Annotated in this window: 9 protein-coding genes, 1 tRNA gene and 1 riboswitch; all 10 genes read left to right on the top strand. The window is 46.1% G+C overall.

Features of this window, described 5'->3' with window-relative positions:
• Positions 1 to 1,694, top strand: a 1,694-nt coding sequence (recG, locus tag PGX78_RS03785; protein WP_270445460.1) for an ATP-dependent DNA helicase RecG, incomplete at its 5' end; no start/stop codon positions are given.
• Between the two features lie 105 nt (positions 1,695 to 1,799).
• On the top strand, positions 1,800 to 3,257 hold the full coding sequence (guaB, locus tag PGX78_RS03780; RefSeq protein ID WP_270445459.1) for an IMP dehydrogenase: 1,458 nt from the start codon (positions 1,800 to 1,802) through the stop codon (positions 3,255 to 3,257).
• A 15-nt stretch (positions 3,258 to 3,272) separates the two neighbouring features.
• Complete coding sequence (locus tag PGX78_RS03775; protein WP_270445458.1) at positions 3,273 to 4,001, top strand: WecB/TagA/CpsF family glycosyltransferase; 729 nt, start codon at positions 3,273 to 3,275, stop codon at positions 3,999 to 4,001.
• A 13-nt stretch (positions 4,002 to 4,014) separates the two neighbouring features.
• Complete coding sequence (locus PGX78_RS03770; RefSeq protein ID WP_270445457.1) at positions 4,015 to 4,653, top strand: phosphatidylserine decarboxylase; 639 nt, start codon at positions 4,015 to 4,017, stop codon at positions 4,651 to 4,653.
• Positions 4,650 to 5,318 (top strand): CDP-alcohol phosphatidyltransferase family protein, encoded by a 669-nt coding sequence (locus tag PGX78_RS03765; protein ID WP_006941238.1) that lies wholly within the window; start codon positions 4,650 to 4,652, stop codon positions 5,316 to 5,318. The genes PGX78_RS03770 and PGX78_RS03765 overlap by 4 nt, the downstream gene beginning before the upstream one ends.
• A 16-nt stretch (positions 5,319 to 5,334) precedes the next feature.
• Entirely contained in the window at positions 5,335 to 6,588 is a 1,254-nt protein-coding gene (locus PGX78_RS03760) for a glycosyltransferase family 2 protein (RefSeq protein WP_270445456.1), read from the top strand.
• Between the two features lie 14 nt (positions 6,589 to 6,602).
• Complete coding sequence (gene surE, locus PGX78_RS03755) at positions 6,603 to 7,373, top strand: 5'/3'-nucleotidase SurE (protein ID WP_270445455.1); 771 nt, start codon at positions 6,603 to 6,605, stop codon at positions 7,371 to 7,373.
• 150 nt (positions 7,374 to 7,523) lie between these two features.
• A riboswitch (glycine riboswitch) is annotated at positions 7,524 to 7,614 on the top strand.
• 91 nt (positions 7,615 to 7,705) lie between these two features.
• On the top strand, positions 7,706 to 9,088 hold the full coding sequence (locus tag PGX78_RS03750; RefSeq protein WP_270445454.1) for an alanine/glycine:cation symporter family protein: 1,383 nt from the start codon (positions 7,706 to 7,708) through the stop codon (positions 9,086 to 9,088).
• Positions 9,089 to 9,187: 99 nt separating this feature from the next.
• Positions 9,188 to 9,272 (top strand) — tRNA-Leu (locus PGX78_RS03745).
• A 410-nt stretch (positions 9,273 to 9,682) separates the two neighbouring features.
• Positions 9,683 to 10,059: hypothetical protein (locus PGX78_RS03740; protein WP_270445453.1), on the top strand; the 377-nt coding region annotated here is incomplete at its 3' end.

The following is a 10,059-nucleotide window of genomic DNA, read 5'->3' as shown; positions in this document are numbered from 1 at the left end:
GGAAAACGGAACGGGCATACGGGCGCTTGCAAATGAATTCACCGGAGGCGGAGCCGGGCCCGGCTGTCCCCGGCGGCCTGGTCCCCGTGTATGCTTTGACAGAGGGTTTGCGTCAGGCCGATGTACGCAGGGCCGTCGCAGCCCTCTTTGCCGATGAAGCGGCTGTAAAGAATTTGATTCCGCCATGCCTATCGTTGGATATTCAGGGTGCTGAAGTAAGCGTAGAGACGTATAAAGCCTTGCATTTTCCCGCGTCCTTTGAAGCCCTGGAAAGGGCTCGTAAGAGGTTGGCCTTTGAAGAGCTCTTTGCTTTACAGGCCGGGTTGTTATTGAAGCGTCGTGCGGAACAGTCGGGGCAAGCTGTTAAATTCGGGCCGAACGGCAAGCTGATTAAGGGCCTGTTGAACAACCTGCCTTTTTCGTTGACAAAAGGGCAGACGGAAGCGTTTGCCGATATTGTTAACGATACGGAGACTCAAGTACCTATGCAACGACTCGTACAGGGAGATGTCGGATCGGGAAAGACTGTTGTTGCCGCGTTGGCCTTGGCTAAGGCCGTGGAAAACGGCTATCAGGGGGCACTGATGGCACCGACTGGAATTTTGGCGACACAACATTATGAAGAGCTGAATCGACTTTTTAAAGACTTGCCAGTACGTATAGCCTTGCTTACAGGTAGGACGACAGGTAAAGAAAGAGAATTGATACTACAAAAGGCAGCTCATAGAGAAGTTGATATTTTAGTGGGTACGCATGCTTTGATTCAAGACGATGTGATTTTTTCCGACCTGGCCTTGGTTGTTACAGATGAACAACATCGCTTCGGTGTGCGGCAACGGGCAGCTTTGAGGAATAAAGGGAAGGATGTGCATACACTGTTTTTAACGGCTACGCCTATTCCGAGAACTATGGCCCTTTCCGTATACGGGGATTTGGATGTGTCGACTATGCGAGAATTGCCGCCCGGTCGTAAACCGGTCAAAACTTATGCCGTAACGGAAGGAATGAGAAGTCGGATATATGCCTTTATGCGTAAAGAAATTGCGGCAGGACATCAATGTTATGTTGTATGCCCCTTGGTGGAAGAGTCGGCAAGTGCGGATTTGCAAGCTGCTACGGCACTGTATGAATCCCTTAAAAGTACTGATTTTGCCGATATTTCCTGTGGGTTGGTACATGGCCGTATGAGCGGCAAGGAAAAAGACGAGGTCATGGAACGCTTTCAAAAGAGCGATATAAAACTTCTGGTTGCCACGAGTGTTATAGAAGTGGGTGTGAATGTACCGAATGCGACAATTATGTATGTTGACGGGGCGGAACGATTCGGCTTGGCTCAGTTGCACCAGTTGCGCGGCCGTGTAGGGCGCGGAGCGGTGCAGGCCTACTGCATTTTACTGGCAAAGAGTGGCAATGAGGAAACGAGGCAGCGTCTTAAGTGGATGGAGACGATTCATGACGGCTTCTCCCTTTCCGAAAAGGACTTACTTCTAAGAGGTGCCGGCCAACTTTTCGGAAGTATGCAGCATGGGTTACCCGACTTGAAGGCGGCCCGCATTATTGAGGACGCTGACCTTCTCATTCCTGCAAGAGACGGGGCACAAGCGTACCTGCGCTTGCCGGGAACGGAGAAGACCGTGAAAGAGGCTCTGAAAAAACGCTTCGGCAATGACTTCTTACGTATTTTAGACAATTAATTCAATTGTATATACAGAAAGGTGTTTATCGGCTATAATTAGGGGTAAAGCTGTTGAGGGTGAAATTCCCCTTTTATTATATTTTGTTAATATAGAGGTGCGAATATGAGAACTGATAAATTCGGTATGCAAGGCTTGACATTCGATGACGTGCTGCTGGTACCGGCAAAATCCGATGTATTGCCGAAAGACGTCGATATTTCTACTAATTTGACACGAGATATTAAGCTGAACGTGCCTATTATGAGTTCCGGAATGGATACCGTAACGGAAGCCCCTATGGCGATTGCCATTGCTCGTGAAGGCGGTATCGGTGTTATTCACAAGAATATGTCTATTGCCGAACAGGCTCGTGAAGTGGATAAGGTTAAACGGTCGGAACACGGCATTATCATTGACCCCATTTTCCTTCATCCCGACAATATTTTGGCAGATGCCAATGAGTTGATGGGTAAATATCGCATTTCCGGTGTACCTATTACAGTAGACGGGAAGCTTGTAGGGATCATCACGAACCGTGATATGCGCTTTGAAGAAGATATGTCTCGACGCATCGGGGATACCATGACTCAGGAAAACCTCGTTACCGCACCTGTAGGGACGTCTTTGGTAGAAGCACGAGAAATTTTGCGGCGTCACCGCATTGAAAAGTTACCCCTTGTCGACAAAGACAACAACTTGAAAGGCCTTATTACGATTAAGGATATTGAAAAGGCTACAAAGTATCCGAATTCGGCGAAAGATTCGGACGGACGACTTCTCGTTGCCGCCGCTGTAGGTGTAACGCATGATATGATTGATCGTATTGATGCTTTAGTAGCGGCTAAAGTGGATGTAGTTGTCATCGACACGGCTCATGGCCATTCTCAGGGCGTGCTGAATACATTGAAAGAAATTAAAAAGAATTATCCTCATCTTCCGGTTATTGCCGGCAACGTGGCTACGGCGGCAGCGACGGAAGCCCTGATTGAATGCGGTGTCGATGCGGTTAAAGTGGGGATCGGGCCGGGCTCTATTTGCACGACTCGTATTATTGCCGGCATCGGCGTACCGCAGATTACGGCCGTTTATGAATGTGCACAAGTGGCACAACGTTTCGGAATTCCTATCATTGCCGACGGCGGTATCAAGTATTCGGGCGATATGGCCAAGGCTATTGCAGCAGGCGGTAATGTGGTTATGATCGGTAACCTTTTAGCCGGAACGGAAGAAAGTCCGGGTGAAACGATTATTTACCAGGGCAGAAGCTATAAAGTATATCGTGGTATGGGTTCTATCGGCGCTATGGAAAAGGGCAGTAAAGATCGTTATTTCCAGGAAGATGCCAAAAAACTTGTTCCCGAAGGCATTGAAGGTCGCGTGCCTTATAAGGGACCGGCAGCCAGCACGATTTTCCAGATGGTAGGCGGGTTGCGAGCATCTATGGGGTATTGTGGTTGCCATACGATTAAAGAAATGATTGAAAACACACAATTTATTCAGATTACCAGTGCCGGATTGAGAGAAAGCCATCCGCACGATATCAGCATTACGAAAGAAGCACCCAATTACAGCGTAAACTAGAAAACGGAGGTCCTAATGGAAGAGACCATAGAAATATTGTCCGTTCCCGTTCGTAATGTATCGATGGACGAAGCGACGGATTTTGTCTTTTCCCGCATCGCCGAAGGTCGAGCGACGACTGTCGCTACAGCCAATGCGGAAATGATTATGAGGGCCAAAGAAGATCACGAGTTGGCCCGTATTTTGGCGGAAGCCGACTTGGTCGTGCCCGACGGAGCCGGAGTGCTTTGGGCAGCGGAACAACAAGGAAAACATTTCAAAGAACGAGTTGCCGGCGTAGATTTAGCTTGTCGGATTATGGCCCGTTGTGTTGAAAGACAGACAAAGGTATATTTCTTCGGCGGGGCTCCGGGAATTGCCGAAAAGGCGGCTCGAAATATGAAAGAGACGGTGGGCGAATTTCCCGTTGTCGGTATTCGGTCCGGCTTTTTTACGCCTGAAGAAGAGCCGGAAATCATTGAAGATATACGGAATTCGGGGACATCTGTTTTATTCGTAGCTCTCGGCGTACCGAAGCAGGAAAAGTGGATACATCGTCATTTATATGAATTGGGACCTTGTGTGTGCATGGGTGTAGGCGGTACCTTCGATGTATTGGCCGGTCATGTATGTCGAGCCCCCAAGTGGATGCAGGAACATCGTCTTGAATGGCTTTACCGCCTGTACAAGGAACCGAGTCGAGCTATGCGTATGCTTGCTTTGCCGAAATTTGTGGTTGCCGTGAAATTCGGCAGCCGAGTTTGAGGCGAGGTGACTTATGAATAAACCGTTTATTATTGAAGACGGCTATCCGTTTATAGCCGTTCCCTTGGTGCTGGCCCTATTGGCGGCTTATTTTATTAATTTGTATGTTGCCGTTGTTCCCCTTGTTTTGGCAGCCTATTTTACGTACTTTTTCAGAAATCCGCATCGTACCATTCCTGATGATCCGTCTCTTCTCGTCTCACCGGCAGACGGAACGGTTGTCAGCGTGGAACCGGTGCATGAAGATTTGTTTTTAGGACAGGACTGTCGTAAGGTGGTCATCTTTTTGTCCATCTTTGACGCTCATGTTAATCGCACCCCCTTGTCGGGAGTTATAAAATTCCAACAATATACGTGCGGACGGTTTCGACCTGCTTATCAAGATGGCGTAGGTTATGAAAATGAACGCTATTCTATCGGCATTGATAACGGACGTACACAGTTGTTGGTAACGCTCATCGCCGGCGTTTTGGCACGCCGTGTCGTATCGTGGGTTACCTTGGGGGATGCACTGGAGCACGGTCAGTTATACGGCATGATCAAGTTCGGCTCCTGCATAGAAGTATATGTGCAGGATAATGTAGAGATTTCCGTCAAAAAAGGCGACCGGGTTCGCGGCGGAGAATCGATAATCGGGAGGATTGTTGAATGAAAAAGGTAATTCCCTGTTTATTTACATCTGGTAACTTGTGCTTCGGTGTTCTCAGCATGATTTTATCGTCGCAAGGGAACTTCTTTTGGGGCGCCCTATGTATTTTCTTTGCCATGCTTTGTGATGCTATGGACGGACGCTCGGCCCGAGCTTTGGGCGTAAGCGGTGAATTCGGAAAAGAGCTCGATTCCTTATCGGACTGCGTTTCTTTCGGTGCCGCATCGGCCTTCTTAATGTATAATTACACCTTGCATACTCTGGGTTGGATCGGAGTTATTCCCGTACTTATTTATTCCGCACTCGGCGGTATTCGCTTGGCACGTTTTAATATCAATACGGCGACCGTACACGGATATTTTGAAGGTATGCCGATTCCGAACGGCGGTTGTCTTTTTGCTACTTATGTCCTTTCAGGAGTTATGTTGCCGGCACCGCTCATTGCGGTTCTGGTCGTACTCGTGGGTTACGATTTGGTCAGCAAGGTACATCATCCCGACTTTAAAGGACAAAGTGCCGATGTACTTCATAAATCGGCGCTTATTATTACACTGCTTATCGGTGCAGCCGTTGTCATTTATGATTGGCATTTGGCACTGACCTTGCCTTTCGGCCTTTATATCGTATACGGCTTGATTAATACGGCTATGAACGGCAAGCTCGTATAGACCGGGAGTCTTCATTATGGAACATATAGCGGATTTGGTCATGATTCCCGTACAAGTAATTATTGTGTTTTATACCTTGTATTACTTTGTACTCGCCTTATTCGGCCTCATAAAAAAAGAAGATAAAGTTACGGTACAGCCGCAGCATACGTTTGCGGCTGTTATCTGTGCACATAATGAAGAAGCGGTTGTAGGGCAACTCATTGATAACCTGAAGTGTCTTAACTATCCGCGGGATATGTACGATATTTATGTGGTAGCGGATAATTGCACAGATCATACTGCAGATGTATGTAAAGAACACGGAGCCATAGTAGCCGTACGGACGAACAGGGAAGACGTGGGTAAAGGTTTTGCCATGGATTGGATGTTTGAACGGCTGTTACAACAAGAAGAGCAGTATGATGCCTTTGTCGTCTTTGATGCGGATAACCTGGTTCATCCCGAATTTTTACGGGAAATGAACAACCATCTCTGTAAAGGAGAACAAGTCATACAAGGATATATGGACTCTAAGAATCCGACGGATTCTTGGATTTCCGGTACCTTTTCGATTGCGTTTTGGCTGGTTAATCATATGTGGCATCGTGCCAAGTACAATATCGGTTTATCCACGGCATTGGGAGGCACGGGCATGTGTATTGCTACCGATGTGGTCCGTAAGTATGGGTGGGGCTGCGATTGCTTGACGGAAGATATGGAATTTTCTATGAAGGTTCTTCTCGAAGGCGTTCGTACCTGTTGGGCGCACGACGCCATTATTTATGATGAAAAAGTTGTCGATTTCATAGCTTCATGTCGTCAGCGTAAGCGCTGGGCACAAGGACAGACCGATTGCGGCGAACGCTTTATACCTAAACTTTTTGTCAAAGGCATTCGTACGGGAAATATTCGTATGCTCGACGGGATTATTACATTATCACAACCGTTTTTTATGATGATGTCGACGATTTACGCCGGGTTATCATATATTAATACGACGTGGTATGTTTTTTATACGAATATACTCAATCAACTTATGCCCATGGAAATTTGGACGGTTTTGTTTGTGGCTCAATATGCCATTCCCGTTATCGTCCTTTTGAAAATCAAGGTGCCCTTAAAGTCGTGGGTCTATTTAATTGTGTATCCGCTTTTTATGTATAGTTGGATACCTGTAAATTTTCTCGGGTTTAAGGATCGTCATGACATGAAATGGAGTCATACGGTTCATACGCGTGCCGTTTCATACGACAGTACGGCTCTCTTGCGTAAAGAAAATAAAAAATAATTAGGAGAACGTACATGCATATTTTACTTACCAACGATGACGGAATTACAGCTAAGGGCTTAAGTATTTTGGAAGAAGTTGTCGCAACCGTTGCAGATAAGGTGACCGTAGTAGCGCCTGAAGGACAACGTAGTGCGGCATCACATGCCATGTCGATTAATAAGGATTTGTATTTAAAGCGGATAGCGTCACCTTTACACAATGTAACTAAGTACTCTTTGGACGGCACTCCTGTGGATTGTGTTAAGACGGCCATGGAATTTATCCTGAAGAAAGATCGACCGGACTTGATTATTTCGGGAATTAATAACGGATATAATTTGGGAAGCGATGTCTTATATTCAGGGACCGTTTCGGCAGCCATGGAAGGTCCCTATTATTTGACTCCGGCTGTAGCCGTGTCCATCGGTAAGATGAATGAGGGGCGTGCCCGGCAAACGGCAAAGTTGGTGATGCAGTTAATCGAAAGAGTCATCTTTACCGGAAAGTTTCCGGGGATTTTGAATATTAACGTACCGGAAAAAAAAGGCGATATTTGTCTGGAAAACGTTGTTGTAGCACCGCAAACGGTACAGTTTTACAAAAATGTTATTGTAGAGAAAAAGGATGAAAACGGTGATTCCTGTATCCGCATTGTCGGTGATATTGATATGTCGACAGCCCCGACATTCAGCGACATAGCTAATATTAAAGCGGGGAAAATCACGGTTACGCCCTTGAGATGGCAACAAACGGCTACGGCGGCCATGGAGACGGTAGACCGACTTATTTTCCATAAACAGTGATTAAAAATAAAAAAACACTTGCATAAATAACGTTTTTGGGTTTATAATAACGACAAAACCGAATATACATGGATGATGCATTCCGGGAGATGACATAAGTCAACCGAAGGAGTTAAACTCTCAGGTGTTCGAAAGAACGGGACCGGATGCGGACATATCTCTGGAGAGTCTCTTAATGAGCGCCGAAGGTGCACGAAGCGATAGCTTCTTATCTCTCAGGCAAAAGGACAGAGGGCAATGATGAATTTATAAGGCGATTTGTATTGTCTTTTCTTGTTCCTGTCTCCGGAGTTTTCGGAAGCAGGAATTTTTTATTGAGGAGAGATGATACGATGATAACGGATGTGTTGAACAGTATTGACAGCTTTGTATGGGGACCGCCCTTGTTGGTACTTCTGATCGGTACCGGGGTGATGCTGACGATTCGGTTACAGTTGATTCAGTTCTTTAAATTGCCGCAAGCCTTGAAACTTATCTTCACAGCTGAGAATAAGGGTGACGGTGATATTGACAGCTTTAAGGCTTTGTGTACGGCCTTGGCGGCCACTGTCGGGACCGGGAATATTGTCGGCGTAGCGACGGCTATTCATGCAGGTGGTCCCGGAGCGGTTTTTTGGATGTGGATTGCCGCTTTTGTGGGGATGGCGACGAAGTATGCCGAAGGCTGTTTGGCCGTTAAGTTTCGGACAACCGATGAAAACGGGGATATTGCAGGCGGGCCCATGTATTATATTGAACGAGGCTTAGGGGAAAAGTTTAAACCTTTGGCAAAACTCTTCGCAATATTCGGGGTTCTTGTAGCCTTCTTCGGTATCGGCACCTTTGCTCAAGTAAACTCTATCGTTGAAATCACAAAATTGGCAACGGATATTCCCGTTGAATATACGGCAGTCGTACTTACCGTATTGGTTGCCGCCGTTACTATCGGCGGATTGCAATCCATTTCACGGGCCGCTGCTAAAATTGTTCCGGCCATGGCTGTCTTGTATATCGCCGTTACTGTCGTGTTTTTAATTATTTTCCGTGAACAAGTACCGACGGCAATTATGCAAATTATTACAGATGCTTTTACACCGACGGCGGCTGTCGGCGGTTTTGCCGGAGCCACTGTCATGTTGGCTATGCGCAACGGGGTAGCTCGCGGTGTATTTTCCAATGAATCGGGTCTTGGCTCGGCGCCCATAGTAGCGGCAGCGGCAAAGACGAAGTGGTCTGCTGAACAAGGGCTTGTTTCTATGACAGGAACTTTTATTGATACCATTATTATTTGCACATTAACCGGACTGGTTATTGTTATCAGCGGTGCCTGGACGGGTGATTTGAACGGCGCGGCTTTAACCAATGAAGCCTTTTGTCAGGCCTATCCCGTTGCCGGCAGTCTGCTTCTTTGTGTCGGGCTTACACTTTTTGCCTTTACGACTATTTTAGGCTGGAATTACTATGGCGAACGTTGCATTAATTACCTGGTAGGAGTTAAGGGAATCTTGCCCTATCGTATTGTGTTTATAATTCTCGTAGCTTGCGGAGCCTTTCTTAAACTTGATGTTATCTGGATTTTAGCGGATATCGTAAACGGACTGATGGCTATACCTAACTTAGTGGCACTCATAGGACTTAGCGGTGTAGTAGTAAGTGAAACGAAACTTTACTTTGAACATGTGAAGCAAATAGAAATGAAAAAAGAAACGGGAGAAACAGTGGCGGAGAACGGCTAGAGCTTGTGTAAGAAAAAAATTATAGACCTCGTCATTTTTACTTGACGACGACAGACTTTTTGCTTATAATAAAGAACGTGCTAACGCATAAGTCTGTTTGCCGGAGTGGCGGAATGGCAGACGCACTTGACTCAAAATCAAGCGATGAATAGTCGTGTGGGTTCAAGTCCCACCTCCGGCACCAAATAAAAGCAGTCCCGGTAACGGGGCTGCTTTTATTTTCGGATATCTGGGGGAGTGCGGGCGTAGTATAGGACGGTTGTGTTGGCTTTAGTTGCGATACATCGGATACATCTCCGATGTATCGTTTTTTTATTCGGTTAAGAAATATAAAGGGATCAGAGTCTTAAAACGAGGCAGGTTACAATATGGGCGGTCAATGAAATTCACGTTTTCAGGTATGAATACGGATATAAACCGGTCTAAGTATCCTTAAAATCGTGGAGTACCGAGCTTTTAACCTTATCAATAAATACTTATATAACCATTATGTGAAAAATTATTGACGAAATAAATAAAAATTTGAGACAATATAACGAAGCGTTAATACAAAAGAGGAAAGCGATATCAAATTAGAATAAGGTGGAGAAAGTTATGATAACAAAGCATATTAAGACGGCCATTCTTCTAAGTCTTGTCGGGACCCTGGTAAATGTAAGTCTTGTCAAAGCCAATGTGGATATGGGGACGGGAAATTCCGTAGCCGGTACAGATAATGTCGTTTCAGGCAGTACTAATAATGTATGGGGGCAACGGTCCAATGTATCGGGGGCCAGAAATCAAGTAAGCGGAAATGATAACGTGGTTACAGGAGCCGATAATACGGTAGCGGGATCGGGTACTTTGACAGTCGGTATCAGCAATAATGTGCAAATCGGTGCTACAAGCAGTATCGTTGGTGGACAAACTAGTACTGTAAATGGTGTAAACAGCCTTGTCGGCGGGAATCAAAATACTATCGGTTATGGGGG

Source organism: Megasphaera sp. AF13-6AC (assembly GCF_027685385.1).
Taxonomy (GTDB): Bacteria; Bacillota; Negativicutes; order Veillonellales; family Megasphaeraceae; genus Megasphaera; species Megasphaera micronuciformis.
The sequence above is the reverse complement of the archived record's forward strand: the minus strand, read 5'-3'. Positions and strand labels throughout refer to the sequence as shown.

Coding starts and splice junctions, on each gene's coding strand:
- PGX78_RS03770 (WP_270445457.1), top strand. CDS start 4,015: ATGAATAAACCGTTTATTATTGAAGACGGCTATCCGTTTATAGCCGTT.
- PGX78_RS03760 (WP_270445456.1), top strand. CDS start 5,335: ATGGAACATATAGCGGATTTGGTCATGATTCCCGTACAAGTAATTATT.
- PGX78_RS03765 (WP_006941238.1), top strand. CDS start 4,650: ATGAAAAAGGTAATTCCCTGTTTATTTACATCTGGTAACTTGTGCTTC.
- guaB (WP_270445459.1), top strand. CDS start 1,800: ATGAGAACTGATAAATTCGGTATGCAAGGCTTGACATTCGATGACGTG.
- PGX78_RS03775 (WP_270445458.1), top strand. CDS start 3,273: ATGGAAGAGACCATAGAAATATTGTCCGTTCCCGTTCGTAATGTATCG.
- PGX78_RS03750 (WP_270445454.1), top strand. CDS start 7,706: ATGATAACGGATGTGTTGAACAGTATTGACAGCTTTGTATGGGGACCG.
- surE (WP_270445455.1), top strand. CDS start 6,603: ATGCATATTTTACTTACCAACGATGACGGAATTACAGCTAAGGGCTTA.